Genomic DNA, 18,366 nt, shown 5'->3' with positions numbered 1-18,366 from the left:
TGCGCGGGGCGGCGCGGACCGTCGCCACCGAGAGATGATCGTCGCAGTTATTCCGACCGATGGAGGTTTTATGAAGAGGTTGACGGCAGTGTTCCAGGCCACGGGGGGAGCCGGTCACACCAGAGGCGGTCGCATCGCACGCGCCGCCGTTCTGCTCGCCGCACTGTTGGTCACCGCCCCGTTGGTCGCCCCCGGGTCGGCCGCTGCGGCGCCCGCGCCGATTATCGGAGGTGAGACCCAGACCGACGCCGACGGGCTCGCAGCAGTGCTCATCGACGGCCAGTACAACTGCTCCGGCTCGATCGTCGACAACTACTGGGTGCTCACCGCGCGGCATTGCATCTACTCGGGCAGCACCCGGATCGCCGACAGCCGGATCAGCGTCCGGGTCAAGAGCATCTATTACTACAGCGGTGGTGGCGTGGTGAACGTCGCCGACTCTCGGGTGCGGACCAACCACGACATCGCGATGCTCAAGCTCAACCGGTCCGCGAACGCCCAGCCGGTCCGGCTGCCCACGGCGACCACCAAGGTCGGCGCCACCACCTACGCCTTCGGTTGGGGTCGGACCTGCTCGACCTGCTCCCCGTCCGCGATTCTTCGCCGGGCGACGCAGAACGTCACCTCCATCAATGACACCGACTACCACGGTGGCCGGGCCATTCGCACCACCGGGTTGAACGGCGACTCCTGCTTCGGTGACTCGGGCGGTCCGCTGTTCAAGCTCGTCGACGGTCTGAGGTACCAGGTGGGCGTGCTGTCGATGGTCAGCAGCGGCTGCACCGGCACCGCCTACTGGGCGACCGTGCCGGAGAGCCGCGACTGGATTTCGGACGTGATGGCGACGGTGTAGGTCGCGGTCGCCGAGCGGACCGGCCCGGGCTCCGGGTCGGTCCGCTCGCGTCCGTCACCGATGAGACACGTCCGGTTCACCCGGGAGTGACCCGGTAGTGTGCCCCGGTGCGGCCCTGCCGGGCCGTCGTGGGCGTCGCCGTCGCGCGCCGCCCGACGTCGCGCCGAGGAGGAGACGTACGTGCTGGTGACCCTGCGGAGCGTCGGGATCCCGGCATGACGAGCACCGCCGCGGTGTCAGCTGTCCGGCCCGCCCCCGCACCCGCCCGGTTGCCCTCGCTGACCGGGCTGCGCTGGATCGCCGCGTTGCTGGTCTTCGGCTTCCACGCGGGCACCATGCGGATCATCGCCGAGCCGGACTACAAGGCCGTGGTCGACGTGCTGTTCACCCTCGGCCTGTCCGGGGTGCAGTTCTTCTTCATCCTCAGCGGTTTCGTGCTGGTCTGGTCTGCCCGCGAGGGCGACTCCCGGCGCACCTTCTGGCGGCGCCGGGTTGCCAAGATCTACCCGAACCACCTGGTGCTGTGGGGTGCGACGCTGCTGGTCGCCTGGTGGTTCGCCGACCCGGTCCTACCGGCGGCCGCGCTGGAGAACCTGCTGCTGTTGCAGGCCTGGGATCCCCGGCCGGGCTGGTTCTACAGCATCAACACCGTGAGCTGGTCGCTCTCCTGCGAGTTCTTCTTCTACCTGTGTCTGCCGCTGGCGCTGCCGCTGCTGCGCCGGGCCCGACCGAAGCTGCTGTGGGTGCTGATCGTCGCGCTGCCACTGCTGATCCTCGCGCTCTGGCCGGCCCAGCAGTTGGTGCCGGAAGTGAGCCGGTGGTGGTTCACCCAGATCTTCCCGCCCGCGCGGTCGCTGGAGTTCTGGCTGGGCGCGGTGGCGGCCGAGTTGATGCGCCGTGGCCTCTGGCGCGGCCCGGGGCTGACCGTGGCCAGCGGGATCTTCCTGGCCACCTGGGTGGCTGCCGCGCAGTGGATCCGCGCCGAGCTGTGGACCACCCTGCTCGCGGTCGCGTACCTGCTGGTGATCACCGCCGCCGCGGACGCGGACGTACGGGGTAGGCGCTCGCCGTGGCGGTCCCGGCCGCTGGTCTGGCTCGGCGAGGTCTCCTTCGCCTTCTACCTGGTCCACGTGCTGGTGATGACGAGCGTGCTGCGCTGGAGCGGTGACTGGGGGACCGGCTTCGAGGGCTGGCGCGGCCCTGCCGCGGTGCTCGGCTTCCTGCTGGTGAACCTGGCCCTCGCCGGGTTGCTGCATCGCTTCGTCGAGAACCCGATGATGCGCCGACTCGCGCCGCGCCGCCCGACCCGACCGGCGCCCGTCCCCCACCAACGCACGACCGGCACCGAAGTCGCCGGCGGGGCCGACCAGACCGACGGTCGATCAACGTACGCCGACACGCGCTGACACCGTCCACCCTGGTCAAGCGGGGTCGGCGCGGCGTGAGCCGACACGCCCGTGGTCGGTGCGCCCGGGTCGGCCCGACGGTAGCGTGGGGACGTGCTTCCGATCGCGCTCACCTGTCCGCTGTGGTGGGTGGCGCGCTGGGCGACGCGGGTGCTGACCAGCCTCGCCGTCGTCGCGGCCCTGGCGCTTGGCGCGGGCCCGGCCTCGGCCGCCACGCCAACGCTGAGCGCCGGGCCGAGTTCGGTGCCGACCCTGAGTGCCGTGCCAACGGCCGCGCAGTCGGCCCAGGTGGCCCCTGAGGGAGCCGCCGAGACGTCCTCCCGGGCCTGGTCGGTCGACTCGCAACCGGCGCTGCCCGCCGGCCGGGGCACCGTCGCGGCGGCCGGCGTGCTGCCGGTGTGCGCGGCCGGGGCCGACCGGCTGCCCCTCGTCGACGCCCCGAGCAGCCGGGCGCCCCGGGCCCCACCCGGGCGCTGATCCACCGGGACGAGCGTCCCGTCGCCGCGCCCTGTCGATCCACCCGCTCCGCCCCCGTCGATCCGTGGCCCACCGTGGCCCGGTGGGGGTCCCACCGCATTGCTCTCCCCGAGGTGCCGACCATGGAGACCGTCGTCTTCTACCAGTTCGTGACCGAGGTGCCGCAGGCCGCCGCCATCTGGTCGGCCCTGTTCCTGCTGACACTGGGCGTACTCATCGTGCTGGCCGCCCGCCCCGAGCGGGACCGGCCCACGGACGACCCGCTCCCGACCGCGCCCACCGCCCGGGAGTTGGCCGCGGCCGAGGCCGTCGACCTGCGCCGGTACGCCGAGGAGGTGGCCGTCGCCGCAGCCGGCGCGACCAGGACCGCACGGCGGCGCCGCGTGGCCTGGCTGACCGCCCAGGAGCAGATGGAGCGGGCCTGGGCCGGGTACGACGAGGCGGACACCGCCGCCCGTCGGTTCGCGGGCACCGGGGCGCTACCCACCCCGCGAACCCCCCGCACCCCCGCCGAGTACGCCTCCCGGGAGCGCTACCTGCATCGCGCCGCGGCGGCGGCGCACTGGCGGGGCGACCTGACCATGGCGCAGTTCGGCGACGTGTTCGGGCACCGGCACGGCTGGGATCCCCGGCGGCACCCGGTCGAGCAGGAGGTGCTGCTCAGCCGGGCGATCCGGGACGCGAGGCTGGCCGACTACCAGGCCGCCGCCACCCGGGAGCGGGCCGCCTGGCGGGACGCGGAACTGGCCGCCGAGTCGGCCCGCACTCTCGCCGAGGAGGCGTACGCGGCGGCGGACCGGCTGCGGCCGAACCTGGTCCCCGCCCGCCGGGCGGCTACCCGGGCGCTCCGTCCCGCACTCGTGGCACGCTGGCGTCCAGCTCGCGCGGGTTGAACCCGATCCGTTATGTGAGCCCGGTCATGTCAATGGCGAATCGGGCGTCGGGCACGATCGGCTCGATTTTCCCCGTGATTGTGGCCGCATTTTCGGCGGCCTGTCCGGTTGTCGCCCGCAGGCGTCACCGTAACCGGTTGTCCCATCGAGTCACATCATCGGCAATACGCGCAGAAATTGTCGCGCCGATTGGGGTTTACGCAGGTGAACCCGGCTTGGCAGGGTGAGAGCCGGCCAGTACTGTCGTCCTGTCCGGTGCGGTAACCGTTCGCAAGAGGCGACGCCGCACCGACCCGCTCAATCGTGATCTACGAACCGGGGACCCATCAGAAAGTCCGGGGTGAATCCGCGAGCCACGGCCCGCGGTAGGGCGATCTTCCCGCCCGAATCCGTCAGCTAACCCGGTAGGCGGTGTCGGAAGGAGTTCTATCCTCGTGCAGCACCTTTCCATCCCTCGGTTGTTCCCTCGCCTCCACGGCGAAGCAGTGCCCCCGCTCATTCGTCCAGTGACGGTGAGCTGACCCCCCGGGTCACTGCCTTTCCCGCCCGGCCGCGCCGGGCGTTCCCCTGAGCGGTTCACCATCCGCGGACCACGGTCCGCGCGCTGGCGCCTGCCCGGATGCCGGTCCGGCCCCGGTGTGCCGCTCTCCCCCTGATCCGTGGAGGACCCCGTGAAGCACACCCTGAAGCGTCAGCTCCGCCGCCTCGCCACCGAGCGCCCGTACCAGATCGTTGTCGCCTCCGCCGCGGCACTCGCGATCGCCAGCACCACCGGCGCCCTGCTCACCAGCGCCGACGACGCCCCGGCCAGCCAGCACACCGTGACCACGGTCGCCGAGATGCGCAGCGACACCGCTGCCTCCCGCAGCGAGGCGCGCGACGCGTCCCCCTCGGCCAGCGCCGCACCGACCACCGCCGCCCCCGCGCCGGCCACCAGTGCCGCGTCGCCCGCCGCCAAGGCCAGCAGCAACCCGGATCTGACCCGCAAGCCGGAGCCGCCGAAGCCGCCCGCGACCAAGGTGCTCGACTACGACTACCAGGCGCAGAACACGTACTACAACTGCGGCCCGGCTGCCACCCGTAACGCTCTCAGCGCCGCCGGCATCAACCGCACCCAGGATGCGCTGGGCGCCGAGCTGGGCACCACCGAGATGGGCACCAACTCGGCCCTGGACACCACCCGGGTGCTCAACGCCGAGGTGAAGGGCTCCCCGTACCGGACCCGGATGTTCGCCGGCACGCCCAGCTCGGCCCAGATGGACCAGCTCCAGGCCGACGTGGTCAAGGCGATCACCGACGGTCGCGGTGTGGTGGCCAACGTCGTCGGCGACGCCACCGACACCAACGGTGGCTGGCACTCCTACGGCGGCGGGCACTACATCGCCGTGGTGGGTTACAAGGACAACGGCCGGACCGTGCGAATCGCCGACTCGGCCAACGCGGCCGACCCGTCGTACTGGATCACCACGATCGACCTGGCCAACTGGATCGCCAGCCGGGGCTACTCCGCCTGACCCAGGCACGCAGGCCGTCGCGGGCGCCGTCCCCCACAAGGGGCCGGCGCCCGCGGCGTCTCTGTCGGTGCGGTCAGTAAGCGATGAAGCCGTACAGCGCGAGGTGGTTCGATTTCGTCCCGCCGACCGTGTGGTCGATGCTGGACGGCTGCACGGCGCCCTTGACGAAGAGATAATCGATCTTGCTCGACCCGTTGGTGGCCTTCGACCCGTAGCCGGTCATGTCGTAGCCGCTCAGCGTGCCGGGTGCGATGCCCGTGCGGTTCGCGTCGATCCCCACGACGCGGATTGTGGAGGCGTTCAGCAGGCTGGTCGCGTCGGCGCCGAGGTGGATGCCGGTGTTGGCGATGCCCCGGTCGCCGTCGCCGGCGCAGGCGTTCTGCCGGTTTTCCTGCGGCAGGTGCATGGTCGCGGCGAACACGCTCGTGCCGGTCGCCTTGATAGTGAACCGGGCCGCGATGGCGCTGGTCCGCTTCCACTTGTGGTAGTCGGTGCTGTCCGGGTCGCTGTTCGGCGGCTTGTACAGCGTGCATCCGGCACCGTTGGCGTACGCCGTGCCGGGCTTGAGCCAGCCCGCGCTCCAGTACTTCGAGATGTCGCCGGCGGCGAGGCTGAGGGTCCTGGTGTTCCAGATGATCCCGTTGGTCTGCTTCTTCTTGAGGTCACCGAGTGACTGGGAGCTGCACTTGTGCGTGCTGCCCCACGGCTCCGGGTCACTCCAGGCCACGATCGCCCCGTAGGTGCCCGCCGGGTAGCCGAACTTGGCCGAGAGTTGGTCGGCGTACGCCTCGGCCTGGCCGGTGCCGCGCACCTGCTGGACGATCAGGATGTCGGGCGCCACCACGCCACTGGTGCCGGTGCGGCCGGCGTCGTCGACCAGGATCGAGGTCAGGTGGTCAGGCCCGGATATCCGGGTGCAGGTCCCGTCGGAGTTGTTCACCACCAGGTTCTCGATGTTGTTGTTGTAGACCCGCAGGACGCGGTCAGCCGCCGCGACAGCGTCGGCGCCCGGGGCGGGGACGCCCGGCGTGGTGCCGAGCGCGGGAGCACTGGGCGCCGTGCCGAGCGCGACGGCCGCCAGGGCCGCCACCAGTGCTGATCGTTGCCTCGTGAGCAAGGCGGGCTCCTCTCCGCGATGGATCGACAGAATGCTCTGCCCTTCCAGGCGGCGAACTCTACAGTGGATCTCCATCGGTCGGTGCCCCCGCACGTGCCGCGGACAAGGGCTCTCGTACCCGTCCGCGAACCGTGGGAGACTGCGGCCGTGGTGGATGAATCGGGTGGTCACGCTGGTCGAAGGCCGGTCCTGCTGCTGCTGCACGGCATGGGGGCGACGGGTGACGTGTGGTTGCCCTGGGCGCCGTACCTTGAGCAGCGCTGGCCCGGGCGGTGGCTGGCACCGGACCTCGCCGGTCATGGCTGGGCGGCACCGCTGTCGTCGTACTCCTTTGCGGGTTTCGCCGGCCGGATCGCCCACGGCCTCGCCGCTGACGACCGGCTCGTCGTGCTCGGGCACTCGCTGGGTGGGGTGGTCGGCCTCGCGCTGGCCGCCCGCACCGCCGGGTTGCCGGTGGATGCGGTGGTCGGTCTGGGCATCAAGGCATCGTGGTCACCCGCCGAGCTGACCCGCGCCGCCGAGTTGGCCGCGCGTCCGGTGAGCTGGTTCGCCAGCCGCACCGAGGCGGCTCGCCGCTACCTGCGGGTCTCCGGACTGGTCGGCCTGGTCCCGCCGGATGCCCCGGTCGTGGACGCCGGGCTGCGTCAGGTCGACGGCCGTTGGCGTCTCGCCATGGACCCGACCGCGTTCGCCGTCGGTGAGCCCGATCTGGCCGCGTCGCTGGCGGCAACCGACGTGCCGGTGGTGCTGGCGCGTGGTGAACACGACCCGATGGTCACTGACGAGCAACTCAAGGAGTACGGCGTACCGGTCGCCACGCTGCCCGGCCTCGGGCACAACGCGCATGTGGAGGACCCGGCGGCCGTGTTGGCGCTGCTGGACTCGTACCGCTGAGCCGTGCGGTCCAGCGGGACAACCGGGCGGCGGCTGCCGCCCTCATGGCCACCGGCGGCCCGAATGTAGTTGCCGGAGCCCCCGTGACAGCCGAATGGCATGCGCCGGCGGGCACCCCCGGGGTCGTCCGGGTTGAGCTCAGCGCAGGGCGGCGATTCGAATTGAGCTAGGCGTCCGCTCCCTTGCCCGGTCGGGCAGCCCGGTCAGGCAAGGGGGGAGAGCTGAGGCGACCGCACGGCCGCAGAGCCCGGCAACGGTGCCAGCTCCCGGCGGGCGGCGGTCAGGAACGCCTCGGCGTACGACTCGGCCGGGAAGTCGCCCAGGTAGCGGCGGCGGGTCGCCCAACGCGCCTCGGCCAGCGGGTCGGTGTCCAGCAGAGCGGTCAGCACGTCATCCACATTGGACATGTCCCGACGCAGTACGTAACCCGACCCGGCCAACGGGAAGCGCTCCACGAACCGGTCGCCCTCGTCGCCCATGTCGGTGACCGTGTACGGCTTGCCGGAGTAGAGGTAATCCGAGACCACCCCGGACACGTCGGAGACCAGCGCGTCCGAGCGGTTGACGCACTCGGTCAGGCTCAGCTCCCGGGCTGCCGCGCCCACCACGTGCTGCCGCCCGGTGCGGGCACGATCGACCACCAGCAACTCGGTCAGCCGGCCCAGTTGCCGGGCCGAGGCCGGGTTCTGCGCGGTGTACGGGTGGGCCCGCAGGATCACCGTCGCGCCGCGCTCCAGCAGCCGACGCAGCAGCCCTTCGGCCACCGGCAGCGAGCAGTAGTCGGCGTCGGCGTGGTGCCCGGTCCAGGTCGGTGTGTAGAGCACGGTTGGATGTGCCAGTCCGCGTACCGGCTCGGGGCGTACCTCGATCGACTCGACCTGCGGGCGGCCCACCACCACGAACTTGTCCGCCGGGATGTGCACCCCGGCGCGGGCGTACCGGTCGATCGCCGCCGGCCCCGCCACGAAGATCCGGTCGAAGATCCCCGACACCGGGTTGGCGCTCGGCGCCTTGTCGCTGTCGCCGTGGTGCAGCTGCACGTGGGTGAGCTGGGTGAAGCGGATGCAGTGGCTGTTCTTCGCCCCGTGGTTGACGTAGAACGCCGCCCGCAGGCTCGGCACCAGCGCCTCGTCCATGGCCCGCAGGGTGGGGCAGTAGACCACCGGTGCGTCGGTGGCCGCAGCGATCGGGGCCAGGAACTCCGGCTCGCGCAGCACGACCATGAACGGCCGGCCGATCCGTTCCAGGTACGGCAGCCACATGGTGACCTGGTATTCCGACCCGGGAGGCGCGGAGAAGTAGAGCAGGAACTCCGGCTGGTGCCGGCGCAACGCACGGGCCACCGGCCCGCCACCGGCCCTCGGCCGGAACCGCCGCCGGGCCAGGTCCAGTGCGACCACACCGGCGCCCGCGCCGACCAGCAGGCTGGCGGCCAGCGCCACACCGGCCGGCAGGGCCAGCGCGGCAGCGAGGGCCATCGCGGCGAGCAGCCCGAGCAGGGCTGTGCCGATCCGGTCGGCGACCAGCGGCGTCCAGGCCCGCACCGGCAGGTTGGCCGCCCGGATCTCCAGGTTGCCGGCGGTGCGCAGCGGACCCACCAGCAGCACCAGCCCCAGCAGGATCAGCCCGGTGGCGACCAGCGTGAGGTCGAGCCCGTCGTCCAGTCGCCGGGAGTAACCGACCAGGACCGCGGCGGCGATCAGCGTCGTCTCCGCGACGAGGTCAGCGCCGGGCCGGATCCGCTGCTCGGCGGCCGAGGCGACCAACGCGGCGACGGCCAGCGCCAGCCCCCAGCCGGTGGCTCCGGTGAGCGCCAGCACGACGAAGGCCAGCACGGCCAACCCGGTGCTCAGGCACCGGGCAACCAGCTTTCGGACCAGGTCGCCGCGCATGTAGCTCCGTTCGTGGTTGCGCCGTCGGCGTCAGTTCGCAGACGCCGCGTTGGCCGGCGACTCGACCCGACCCGGCCCGGACTGGGCCGGCACGCTCGGCGTGGGCCCGTCACCGTGCGCCCGGCGTACGTCGATCACCTGGCCGGTCAGGTCGGAGATCAGCACGTCCAGCGACGACTGGGCGACGGCCTCCGCGGCGAGCAGGGTGTGCTCCGGCTCCTCGCCGAAGGCCCGCGTCCGCATCGGGGTGGCGGTCCGCTCCGGGTTGATGCAGTTGACGCGTACGCCGACGTCGGCCCACTCGTCGGCGAGCGCCTGGGTGAGGTTGACCAGGGCGGCCTTGGTGGCCGAGTAGAGCGCGTAGCGGGCCCGCCCCCGGGTGTAGGAGCTGGAGGTGTAGAGCAGCAGCTGGCCCTTGGTCTGCTGGAGATACGGAAGGGACTGGCGGGCGATGGTCACCGGGCCGACGAAGTTGACCTGGAGCAGCCGGTCCATCGTCTCCTCGTCCATCTCGGCGAGGGCGCCCTTCTCCAGGATTCCGGCGGTGACCACCACGTGGTCGATGCGGCCGGTGGCCTCGAAGGCGGTCTTCAGAGCGGCTTCGACGTCCTCGGCGCGCTCCACGTGGGTGCCGGTGGTGGAGCGGCTGAACGGGAAGACCTGGGCGCCGAAGCGACGGGCCAGCTCGGTCAGCTCGTGGCCGATGCCGTAGCTGCCGCCGAACACCACGATGGTGCGGCCGGTCAGCTCCTCGCTGTAGCTGCGGTGGTCGGTCAGCCGGGGCGCCTGCGCTGCCGCGAGCTGGAAGAGCTTGTCCGCCAGGTGCACGTCGACCGGGTGGGTGACCTTGATGTTCTCGTCCGAACCGTCGATCACCTTGATCGGGGTGCCGGGCAGGTAGCGCAGCACCACGCCGCAGTCGTCGGTGGCGGCGAAGTGGGGGTCATCCTCGGCGATCCGGTACGCCTCACGGATGGTGGGGGAGCGGAACGCCTGCGGGGTCTGCCCGCGGCGCAGCCGGGAGCGCACCGGAATGTCGGTGATGCAGTCGTTCTCGTCCACCTGGATGATCGTGTCCGCGGACGGGATGGCCACGTCCACGGCGTCGTAGGTCCAGAGCGCGTTCACGCACTCGCGCACGATCCGGCCACTGAGCAGCGGACGCACCGCGTCGTGGAAGAGGATGTTGCAGTCGGCCGGGCCGACCGCGTCCAGCGCGATCCGGGTGGTGGCGTTGCGGGTGTCGCCACCCTCGATCACCTTGGTGACCTTGCGCAGGCCGGCCTTCTCGACGATCTGCTGGGCGTCGTCGACGTGGCCGGTCGCCATCAGCACGATGATCTCGTCGATCTCCGGCGCCGCCTCGAAGACCGCCAGGGTGTGCTCGATGATCGGCTTGCCGGCGATCTTCAGCAGCTGCTTCGGGATGCCGAGACCCAACCGGGTCCCGGTGCCTCCGGCCAGAACCACCGCCACTGTCCGCGAGGGCCGCCACGGCGCCGGGGTCTCCGTTGCGGCGTCCGGGCCAGTGGTCTGGTCCTGCGTCATTGCCGGATCCTCACTCTCAGGGATGCGTTAACGGAAGGTTCCGCCCGAGCGGCGACGGAATGAACCTTAACGCGCGGCCCGCGTCACCCCAACGTGGGCGACGCGGGCCGTGGTGCCGTGTCGATGCCGGACGTTCGCCGGCACTCTACTTGCTGTTCGCGTACGCCTCGTATGCCCGGATGACCTCGTCGGTGGGGCCGTCCATCCGGATGACGCCCGATTCCAGCCAGATCGTCCGTTCGCAGGTGTCGCGCACCGAGGAGAGCTGGTGGCTGACCAGGAACACAGTGCCGGCGCCCTCGCGCAGCTCCCGGACCCGCTGCTCGCTGCGCTTGCGGAAGCCCTTGTCGCCGGTGGCGAGCGCCTCGTCGATGAGCAGCACGTCGTGCTTCTTGGCAGCGGCGATGGAGAACCGCAGCCGGGCCGCCATGCCCGACGAGTACGTCCGCATCGGCAGACTGGCAAAGTCGCCCCGCTCGTTGATCCCGGAGAAGTCGATGATCCCGGCGGCCTGCTGGGCCACCTCGTCGGGATGCATGCCCATGGCCAGGCAACCGAGGACGACGTTGCGCTCACCCGAGAGGTCGTTGAGCAGTGCCGCGTTCACACCGAGCAGCGACGGCTGCCCCTGGGTGTGGATCGCGCCCCGGTTGACCGGCAGTAGGCCGGCGATGGCCCGCAGGATGGTGGACTTGCCGGAGCCGTTGCTGCCGATCAGCCCGATCGCCTCGCCCCGGTACGCGGTGAACGACACCCCCTTCACCGCGTGCACCTCCCGGATGTTCGGCGCGGAGGTGCGCTTGACCAGCCGGCGCAGCGCGGCCACCGGCGTGGTGCCACCGGCAGCGCCCTGGTGCACCCGGTAGATGAGGTGCGCGTCGTCCACGACCACGGTCGGGATGCGCTCCTGCGTCCGGGTCATCGTCGCGGTCGCCTCGAGGGGCGCGTCGAATTGCTCAACCACGGCCGTACTCCTGTTCGCCGCGCCAGAAGTAGATGAAGCCACCGATCCCGGCCACCAGCGCCCACCCGGCGCCGACCAGCCAGAGCTGGGTCAGCGACTCGTTGAGCAGTGGCGCCTGATCCAGCAGCGCGTACCGGGCCAGCTCGATGTAGACCAGCAGCGGGTTGTACTGGACCAGCGTCGTCGCCCAACCGGGCAGCCGCTCGAAGAGGCTGACGCTGTAGAGCACGCCGGAGCCGTACATCCAGGTACGCATGAGGAACGGCATGACCTGCTTCAGGTCGCTGGCCTTGGAACCCATCCGGGCGACCAGCAGCACCACGCCGGCGTTGAACACCGCCTGGAGCAGAAGGGCCGGCACCAGCATCAGCCACTTCCACGTGATCGGCTCGCCGGTCACCAACACGATGCCGATCAGCACCACCATCGAGGCCAGCAGCTGCTGGAACTGGGTGATCGTCGTGGACAGCGGCAGGCTGGCCCGGGGGAAGTGCAGTGCCCGGATCAGCCCCAGGTTGCCGCTGATCGACTGGGTGCCCGCCAGCACCGCGCTCTGGGTGAAGTTGAAGATGAACAGCCCGGTGGTCAGGTAGGCGATGAAGTTCGGGATGCTGTCGTTCTGCGCCAACACCACCCCGAAGATCAGGTAGTAGACGGCGGCGTTGGTCAGCGGGGTGAGCACCTGCCAGAGCTGGCCCAGCTTGGCGTTGCTGTACGAGGCGACAAGCTTGGCGTTGGCGTACGCGGCGATGAAATGCCGGTACGCCCATAGTCGGCGGCTGTACTCGGCGAGGGTGGGTCGCTCACCGGCGACCCGTAGCCCGTGCCGAGCGGCCAGCTGCGCCTGGGTCAGGCCCGTGTCGGGGTCGACCAGCGCGGTGGTGGCCATGGAAATGGCGCTCCGATCTTTCGTGCAGACGGGGTTGCTCGCGACGATCGAATCCTAGTGGGAGATGTGCGCGGGGCGCCGCCTCGTCGCTGCGAGGACAGTAGTCCGAAACACGTCGGGACGCAACCGTACCGTCGTTGCGCTACCCTAGGCGTCGTGACCTGCGATAAGAGCCCTCGATGACGACCGAAAAGAGGCGAGCCCCGGCCGGGGCGGCGGTGCTCCGGGACGAGATCACCACGGCTATCCGGCGCGCCCTGATGCAGGAGCTCGCCGCGGTCGGCTACGGCCGCCTCTCCATCGAGGCGGTGGCCCGCCGGGCCGGCGTCAGCAAGACGGCGATCTACCGGCGGTGGAGCTCGAAGCTCGACCTGGTGCTGGAGATGGTCGCCGCCGCCGCGCACGGCAAGCTGCCGGCACTGGACACCGGCACCGTGCGGGGCGACCTCGCGCTGCTGTTCCAGGCGGTGGCGCACGCGCTGCGTCACCCGCTGGCCTCACAGATCATCCCGGACCTGCTGGCCGAGGCCGCCCGCAACCCCAGCATCGATGCGACCCTGCGTCAGGTGCTGCACGCCCGGCAGCAGGAACTCGGCGGTCGTCTCGTCACCCGCGCCGTGCAGCGTGGCGAACTGCCCGCCGACACCGACCCGCACGCCGCGATCGACCTCATCGTGGGCCCGCTCTACTGGCGGCTCGCCATCGCCCGCCTCCCGCTCACCGACGGGTACCTCGACAACCTGGTCGAATCCGTGGCCGCCGGGCTCGGCGCCGACAGCGCCCTACCCCGTCCCCGGGCGGCCCCGATCTCGGGTTGACCAGGCACCCGACACCCCGCCGCCCGGAAGACCGGTCTCCCTGTCCGATTCCGCTAGGCTGCCCCCTTGACACCCGGCCGTCACCGCGCCGAAACCCTCATCCGCCTGACGAGTAAGGACGCCCGTGGCCAACGTCGACAGCATCGCCGTAGCGCCCGCCGACTCGGATCCAACGCCGCGGCCCGAGCAGACAACCCGGCCCGCCAACCGTCGCCCCCTGGTGTCCCGGGTACGCGCGTTGGTGGCCGTCGCCCCGGCGGTGCTCACCGATGGTGCCGTGATCGCGTTCGCGCTCTTCACCGTGCTGTACCACGCGGCATTCCTGGTGGACCTGCGTCCCTCGGTGACCTTCCGGATCTGGCTGCTCGCCTGCGTGGTGCTCGCGATCGTGGCCCTCCTGCGCGCCCGCCGTCGCTCCGCCAGCACTCCCGTCGACAGCGAGCGGGCGGCACCGGTCGAGCCGACCGGCCCGCAGCCCGCCGTCGACCGCCGCCTGCTGACCGGGGTGCTGGTCGCCGCCGCCGTGGCCGCCATCACCGCCGGTGTGGCCGGGACCGGGGCGGGCCTCACGTGGTGGATCCCGGCGGTGGCCGGCCTGCTCGCGGCGATCGGCGGGATCCTGCTGCTGCGCCGGGTCTGGCTGAGCGGCCCGGTGTCCACTGCGGCCGTCCCGGCGCCCACCACGGTGCAGTCGGCGTACGCGCTGGCCATCTCGGTGCTGGTCGGCATCTCCTCGTTCTTCATGGCCCGCAACACCCCGGACGACGTCTACTACGTCGGCAAGTCGGTCTGGATCGCCGAGCGGGACCTGATCCCGCTCAACGACTTCCTGTTCTCCGAGAACGTGCTGCCGGCCATGGGCTCGCAGCCGCCGATCCCGTCGATCGAGGTCTTCGACGGCGCGTTCGCCAACGTCGTCGGCATCCACGCCAGCTCGGCGCTCTGGTACGTGCTGCTGCCGATCATGGCGGTGCTCGCGGCGCTGGCACTCTGGCGGCTGACGCACCGGTGGGCCCCGCGTCGTCCGATGCTCGCCTTCACCGTCGCCATCGCGTACCTGTACCTCGTCGCCGGCGGGGACGCCGCACTGGGCACGTTCCACCTCCCCCGGCTCCACGAGGGCAAGGGCATGTTCGTCTCGGCGGTCATCCCGCTGATGTGGCTCTACCTGACCGAGTGGTTCGACACCCGGTCGCGGCGCAGCCTGGCGCTCATCGTCGCGCTCTCGATCACCGCGATCGGCCTCACCAACACGGCGGCGATCATCCTGCCGATGCTGGTCGGCGCAGCCAGCTTCGCCATGCTGCTGGTCGGTCGGTGGAAGGCCGCCATCATCGCGGCCGTCGCCGCCCTCGCGTACCCGATCGGTTCGCTGGTGGTCTCCCGCCTGGTGCTCGGCGGGATGACGGCGGCCGGCGCGGACGACGAATTCTTCAACGCGGCGTACACCTACCGACGGACCCTGCTGATCGGCGTGGTCGGGGTGATCAGCGGTCTGGCGTTGTGGTGCGGTCCACTACTCGCCCGTCGGCGCACCCCCGCGCTGCTCGCCGCCGGTGCCACCCTGGCGTTGAGCGTGATGTTCGTGCCCGGCGTGCTGGAGGTGATGAGCGCGTTGAGCGGCATCTCGGTGGTGCTCTGGCGCGTGCCGTGGCTGCTCGCCCTACCGACGCTGATCGGTCTGCTCTGCACCGTGCGCGTGCCGGCACCGACGCCGGCGCTGCGCCGGGCGGCGGCCGGCGGGATCGCGGCGCTGCTGGTCGCCTCGTTCGCTCTGTTCGCCACCCCGATGTGGTCGTCGAAGAGTTGGGTCGACGTGCACGACCGCCCCACCTGGAAGCTCCCGCAGCAGCGTCAGGCGATCGCTTTCTGGATCAAGGGGTTGGACCGCCCGCAGGGCATGCTGCTCGCCCCAAAGACGATCATGCGGACCTCACCGATCATCACCAGCGAGGTCCGGGTCGTCCTGCCCCGCGACTTCTACCTCGTCGAGTACGACCTCGAATCCCAGTTCGCCAAGGACCGGCTGCTGCTCGCCGGCTTCGCCGACGGTGAGACCACCGCGGCACCGGCCGAGCTGGCGTCGGCGCTGGACCGCCTGGACGTGGGCACCATCTGCGTCTACAACGGCAACCGGTACGCCCGCGACACCGCGCCGCAGCTCGGCTACCAGGAGTTCGCCAAGCGCCGGGCGCCCGGGGCGATGACCTGCTTCCGGCGGGTCGCCTGAACGCTTTCCCCGCCGAGCAGCCGGACCCGGTGGCGGGGCCCGGCGCACCGAGGCGCGGAACTTTGACCGAAATGGTGCCGGATACCCGAGCGGCACCGAGGTGTCCCTTCGCGTTAAGGTCGCAGTCACACGCAGCCGGCCGCGACTGACCGCTGCGCGACGGGGAGTGCCGTCGATCCATCACGGGCGCAGCCCGCAACCAAATCTTGTAGGGAGCGAACTCGTTTGTTCGGCACGTTGACAGGACGCCTCGGAGTGGCCGCCCACAGTGCGCTGCTGGTACTGGCCTACCTGGTAATGCTCGTCGGTGGCGTATTCGGCTGGGTCGGCCTGTTCGCCGTCGCCGGGCTGGCCGCCATCATCGGCGAGTTCGCCGTCGCCCGCTGGTCACCGCCGTCGCAGCTGCTGTTGGAGAAGGTGGGCCTGCACTGGTCGTACCGGCAGCTGACCCGGGACCTCGCGGCCGTGTTGCTCGTCGCCGCCGAGGTGCGGCTCAGCGGCGGGGAGCTGACCCTGCTGCTGGTGCTGCCGGCCGCGGTGTGGGTCGTGTCGGTCTTCGCCGGGGCGCTCTCCACCATGATCGAGCGTCGTAACCCGCTCTCCGCGATGGTGCGCAACATCGAGCTGGGTCCGCTGCGGTCGGCCCCCCAGCCGCCGGCCTGGGCGGCGGCGGTCGCCGGTGACCGGATGCCCCTGCTCAACCTGCTGCTGGTGCCGGCCGCTGTGGCCGCCGCGGTGCAGCACGATGCGACGCCGTTCTTCGTCGCCGCCGCGGTGGCGGTCGTGGCGACCGGTGTGGTGGGCGCCATCATCGCGCTGACCTGGCTCCGAGGTCGGGGCCAGGGCGCGGGGCAGGGCCCGCTGCTGCCCGCCGTCCAGCGTTGGCTGGACACCTACCAGCCCGAGGTGGCGCTCTACTTCGCCGGCCCGGCCAAGGACGTCTACCAGGCGAACATGTGGCTCGCCCCGATCGAGGCGCTTCAGCAGCGCGCGGTGGTGCTGATGCGGAGCCGGGAGGCGTTCCTGGAGCTGGCCGACACCCGGCTGCCGGTGATCTGCGTACCCACCGGGGTCGACTTCATGAACCTCGAACTCGGCAGCCTCCGCACGGCGCTCTACGCGGCGAACGTCGGCGCGAACATCCACATGCTCCGCGAGCCGAGCACGAAACACATCTTCGTCGGGCACGGTGACAGCGACAAGCAGGCCAGCGTCAACCCGTACAGCAAGGTGTACGACGAGGTCTGGGTCGCCGGCCTGGCCGGCCGGGAGCGCTACGCCCGGGCCGGTGTGGGTGTGCTCGACTCGGACATCGTCGAGATCGGCCGGCCGCAGCTCGCCGGGGTGCACACCTTCGGCGCCGAGTCGGTGGACCGGCCGTTCACCGTGCTCTACGCCCCCACCTGGGAGGGCTGGCTCGACGACGACCCGTACCACACCTCGCTGGTGCTGATGGGTGAGCGGATCGTCAAGGGACTGCTGGCCACGAATCCCCGGCTGCGCCTGATCTACAAGCCGCACCCGCTCACCGGGTCGCGGTCCAGGGCGGCCAGGGCCGTGCACGAGCGGGTGGTGACGGCCATTCGCGCCGCCGGCGGCAACGCGGACGCGTCCTCCCTGGACGGCACCGCGCACCTGGTGGTCACCGGTCGTACGCCGGGGCTGTTCGACTGCTTCAACCAGACCGACCTGCTGATCAGCGACGTGTCCAGTGTGGTCTCCGACTTCGTGCAGAGCCAGCGGCCGTACGTGGTGGCCAACCCGGCCGGCCTGTCGGAGGACGACTTCCGCCGTGAGTACCCGACGGCTCGGGCCGCGTACCTGCTCTCCAAGGACTGCGGTGAGCTGGAGAAGATCGTGACGGTGACCCGGGCCGGTGACGACCCGATGACCGAGGCCCGCCGGGAGTTGAAGACCTACCTGCTCGGCCCCGCCGAGGCGAACCCGATGGACCGGTTCCAGGAGGAGATCGGCCGCCTCTGCCGCTGAACCTCGCGTACGGCGTTCCGCGCCCGGCCCGACACGTTCCGGGTCGGGCGCGAACGTGTCAGCCCAGGAGGGCGGCCACCGCGTCGGCGGCCGGAGTGTCCGCCGGCAACGCCCGCGCCGCCGCCACCGCCGTGACCGGCAGCGGGCCGTACACGTGTGGGAAGAGGTGCCCGCCGCGCGACGGCTCCCAGCGCAGCGTGTCGCCCAGCCGTTCTTCCTCCACGCTCAGCAGGGTCAACTCGGTCGCCCCGGCGAAGTGCCGGCGCGCCGTCTCCACCACCTGGTCGCGGCCGGAGAGGTGGATGAAGCCGTCCTGCCGGTCCACGGCGGAGCCGGTGAAGGTGCCGGCGGCGAGGGCGTCGTCCCATTCCGTGGTCGGCAGCAGTTTGTAGATCACAGCGGCAGCCTACGGGGGCACGGCCGGGGCGCTCGCCCGGTTTTCGCCCGTACCGCCGCGCCCGTCGCCCCCCGCCGGGCATGCTCAGGTCAAGGGCCGCGGAGGGATGGGCGATGCAGAGCTACGACGACGACTGGACCGACAGCCAGCGCGCGCTGTACGACGAGTGTTACCGGGCCGGCGGCGAGTGGGCCGAGGACCCGGACACTCCGTCCGGCGACGTACAGCACGTGATCAACCTGGCCGAGGCGGACGATGATGCCTTCCAGGACGCCGAGATCGACTATCCGCCCCTGGTCGACGCGGTCACCCAGGCCAGCGGAGTCAACGTCACCAGCGTGCCGGCCAGCCACGAGGACCCGGGTTTCCGCGGCTTCACCGACGGGGTCCGGGACGCCACCGCCGACGACGTCTTCGGCCTCTAGTCGACCCGTCGAGGTGGGCGGACCGCGCGCCGGGCGCAGGCTTCTGCCACCATTCGCAGA

General features: G+C 71.2%; 16 protein-coding genes and 1 riboswitch. Of the genes, 10 read left to right on the top strand and 6 right to left on the bottom strand.

The genetic code is table 11. The features are described from left to right. Positions 1–70 precede the first annotated feature (70 nt). The 5 genes from ABZS37_RS06750 to ABZS37_RS06730 all read left to right on the top strand — a co-directional run bounded on the left by ABZS37_RS06750 (position 71) and on the right by ABZS37_RS06730 (position 5,143). A complete protein-coding gene (locus tag ABZS37_RS06750; protein ID WP_355166250.1) occupies positions 71–853 on the top strand; it encodes a trypsin-like serine protease in 783 nt (260 codons plus the stop codon). A gap of 215 nt (positions 854–1,068) precedes the next feature. Next, positions 1,069–2,259, top strand: a complete 1,191-nt coding sequence (locus ABZS37_RS06745) for an acyltransferase (protein ID WP_355166248.1) — start codon at positions 1,069–1,071, stop codon at positions 2,257–2,259. Positions 2,260–2,352: 93 nt separating this feature from the next. Further along, a complete protein-coding gene (locus ABZS37_RS06740; protein WP_355166246.1) occupies positions 2,353–2,736 on the top strand; it encodes a hypothetical protein in 384 nt (127 codons plus the stop codon). A gap of 122 nt (positions 2,737–2,858) precedes the next feature. Beyond that, complete coding sequence (locus ABZS37_RS06735) at positions 2,859–3,629, top strand: hypothetical protein (protein ID WP_355166244.1); 771 nt, start codon at positions 2,859–2,861, stop codon at positions 3,627–3,629. Between the two features lie 284 nt (positions 3,630–3,913). Then, positions 3,914–4,055, top strand: a riboswitch (cyclic di-AMP (ydaO/yuaA leader). Between the two features lie 233 nt (positions 4,056–4,288). Further along, positions 4,289–5,143 carry a C39 family peptidase gene (locus ABZS37_RS06730; RefSeq protein WP_355166242.1) on the top strand — a complete coding sequence of 285 codons (855 nt, stop codon included), beginning with the start codon at positions 4,289–4,291 and terminating at the stop codon, positions 5,141–5,143. A 73-nt stretch (positions 5,144–5,216) separates the two neighbouring features. Here the strand turns inward: ABZS37_RS06730 and ABZS37_RS06725 are convergent, their stop codons facing one another. After that, positions 5,217–6,233, bottom strand: coding sequence for a hypothetical protein (locus tag ABZS37_RS06725; RefSeq protein ID WP_355166240.1), 1,017 nt, complete (start codon positions 6,231–6,233; stop codon positions 5,217–5,219). 174 nt (positions 6,234–6,407) lie between these two features. On the opposite strand from ABZS37_RS06725, the gene ABZS37_RS06720 reads away from it, so the two are divergent. Continuing rightward, positions 6,408–7,154 carry an alpha/beta hydrolase gene (locus ABZS37_RS06720; protein WP_355166238.1) on the top strand — a complete coding sequence of 249 codons (747 nt, stop codon included), beginning with the start codon at positions 6,408–6,410 and terminating at the stop codon, positions 7,152–7,154. A gap of 203 nt (positions 7,155–7,357) precedes the next feature. On the opposite strand, the gene ABZS37_RS06715 is transcribed toward ABZS37_RS06720, so the two are convergent. The 4 genes from ABZS37_RS06715 to ABZS37_RS06700 all read right to left on the bottom strand — a co-directional run bounded on the left by ABZS37_RS06715 (position 7,358) and on the right by ABZS37_RS06700 (position 12,447). After that, on the bottom strand, positions 7,358–9,046 hold the full coding sequence (locus ABZS37_RS06715) for a CDP-glycerol glycerophosphotransferase family protein (RefSeq protein WP_355166236.1): 1,689 nt from the start codon (positions 9,044–9,046) through the stop codon (positions 7,358–7,360). Positions 9,047–9,076: 30 nt separating this feature from the next. After that, positions 9,077–10,594, bottom strand: coding sequence for a bifunctional cytidylyltransferase/SDR family oxidoreductase (locus ABZS37_RS06710; protein ID WP_355166234.1), 1,518 nt, complete (start codon positions 10,592–10,594; stop codon positions 9,077–9,079). 145 nt (positions 10,595–10,739) lie between these two features. Further along, positions 10,740–11,516 (bottom strand): ABC transporter ATP-binding protein, encoded by a 777-nt coding sequence (locus ABZS37_RS06705; protein WP_355166526.1) that lies wholly within the window; start codon positions 11,514–11,516, stop codon positions 10,740–10,742. Between the two features lie 34 nt (positions 11,517–11,550). Next, on the bottom strand, positions 11,551–12,447 hold the full coding sequence (locus ABZS37_RS06700) for an ABC transporter permease (RefSeq protein ID WP_355166232.1): 897 nt from the start codon (positions 12,445–12,447) through the stop codon (positions 11,551–11,553). A gap of 179 nt (positions 12,448–12,626) precedes the next feature. Between ABZS37_RS06700 and ABZS37_RS06695 the strand changes: the two genes are divergently transcribed. From ABZS37_RS06695 to ABZS37_RS06685, 3 genes are all read left to right on the top strand, one after another. After that, positions 12,627–13,265: a TetR/AcrR family transcriptional regulator gene (locus ABZS37_RS06695; RefSeq protein WP_355166230.1), complete on the top strand. Its 639-nt coding sequence runs from the start codon at positions 12,627–12,629 to the stop codon at positions 13,263–13,265. Positions 13,266–13,389: 124 nt separating this feature from the next. After that, positions 13,390–15,495, top strand: a complete 2,106-nt coding sequence (locus ABZS37_RS06690) for a DUF6077 domain-containing protein (RefSeq protein ID WP_355166228.1) — start codon at positions 13,390–13,392, stop codon at positions 15,493–15,495. 225 nt (positions 15,496–15,720) lie between these two features. Next, positions 15,721–17,484 (top strand): CDP-glycerol glycerophosphotransferase family protein, encoded by a 1,764-nt coding sequence (locus ABZS37_RS06685; protein ID WP_355166226.1) that lies wholly within the window; start codon positions 15,721–15,723, stop codon positions 17,482–17,484. A gap of 58 nt (positions 17,485–17,542) precedes the next feature. Here ABZS37_RS06685 and ABZS37_RS06680 read toward each other — a convergent pair whose 3' ends face one another. Next, positions 17,543–17,881, bottom strand: coding sequence for a DUF952 domain-containing protein (locus ABZS37_RS06680; RefSeq protein WP_355166224.1), 339 nt, complete (start codon positions 17,879–17,881; stop codon positions 17,543–17,545). Positions 17,882–17,994: 113 nt separating this feature from the next. Between ABZS37_RS06680 and ABZS37_RS06675 the strand changes: the two genes are divergently transcribed. Continuing rightward, on the top strand, positions 17,995–18,306 hold the full coding sequence (locus tag ABZS37_RS06675; RefSeq protein ID WP_355166222.1) for a hypothetical protein: 312 nt from the start codon (positions 17,995–17,997) through the stop codon (positions 18,304–18,306). Positions 18,307–18,366 lie beyond the last annotated feature (60 nt).

It is taken from the genome of Micromonospora sp. NPDC005413, from assembly GCF_040606435.1.
Classification (GTDB): Bacteria; Actinomycetota; Actinomycetes; order Mycobacteriales; family Micromonosporaceae; genus Micromonospora.
The sequence above is the reverse complement of the archived record's forward strand: the minus strand, read 5'-3'. Positions and strand labels throughout refer to the sequence as shown.

What these genes read in the sequence shown, in the direction of transcription:
- ABZS37_RS06750 (WP_355166250.1), top strand. Translation starts at nt 71, where the DNA reads ATGAAGAGGTTGACGGCAGTGTTCCAGGCCACGGGGGGAGCCGGTCAC.
- ABZS37_RS06745 (WP_355166248.1), top strand. Translation starts at nt 1,069, where the DNA reads ATGACGAGCACCGCCGCGGTGTCAGCTGTCCGGCCCGCCCCCGCACCC.
- ABZS37_RS06735 (WP_355166244.1), top strand. Translation starts at nt 2,859, where the DNA reads ATGGAGACCGTCGTCTTCTACCAGTTCGTGACCGAGGTGCCGCAGGCC.
- ABZS37_RS06715 (WP_355166236.1), bottom strand. Translation starts at nt 9,046, where the DNA reads ATGCGCGGCGACCTGGTCCGAAAGCTGGTTGCCCGGTGCCTGAGCACC.
- ABZS37_RS06710 (WP_355166234.1), bottom strand. Translation starts at nt 10,594, where the DNA reads ATGACGCAGGACCAGACCACTGGCCCGGACGCCGCAACGGAGACCCCG.
- ABZS37_RS06705 (WP_355166526.1), bottom strand. Translation starts at nt 11,516, where the DNA reads ATGACCCGGACGCAGGAGCGCATCCCGACCGTGGTCGTGGACGACGCG.
- ABZS37_RS06700 (WP_355166232.1), bottom strand. Translation starts at nt 12,447, where the DNA reads ATGGCCACCACCGCGCTGGTCGACCCCGACACGGGCCTGACCCAGGCG.
- ABZS37_RS06695 (WP_355166230.1), top strand. Translation starts at nt 12,627, where the DNA reads ATGACGACCGAAAAGAGGCGAGCCCCGGCCGGGGCGGCGGTGCTCCGG.
- ABZS37_RS06675 (WP_355166222.1), top strand. Translation starts at nt 17,995, where the DNA reads ATGCAGAGCTACGACGACGACTGGACCGACAGCCAGCGCGCGCTGTAC.